Genomic DNA, 232 nt, shown 5'->3' with positions numbered 1-232 from the left:
TTGGCTTAGAAGCAGCCATCATTTAAAGAAAGCGTAATAGCTCACTAGTCGAGTCGGCCTGCGCGGAAGATGTAACGGGGCTAAACATACCACCGAAGCTACGGGTGCAATCCATTAGGGTTGCGCGGTAGAGGAGCGTTCTGTAAGCCGTTGAAGGTGAAGGGGTAACCCACACTGGAGGTATCAGAAGTGCGAATGCTGACATGAGTAACGATAAAGGGGGTGAAAAACC

At 50.4% G+C, this 232-nt stretch carries 1 rRNA gene; it reads left to right on the top strand.

Features of this window, described 5'->3' with window-relative positions:
- Positions 1 to 232 (top strand): 23S ribosomal RNA (locus M0415_RS21385); the annotation flags it as partial.

The organism is Shewanella sp. 10B, assembly GCF_023475885.1.
Lineage (GTDB): Bacteria > Pseudomonadota > Gammaproteobacteria > Enterobacterales > Shewanellaceae > Shewanella > Shewanella mangrovisoli.
This window is presented reverse-complemented; position numbering and strand designations above follow the sequence as displayed.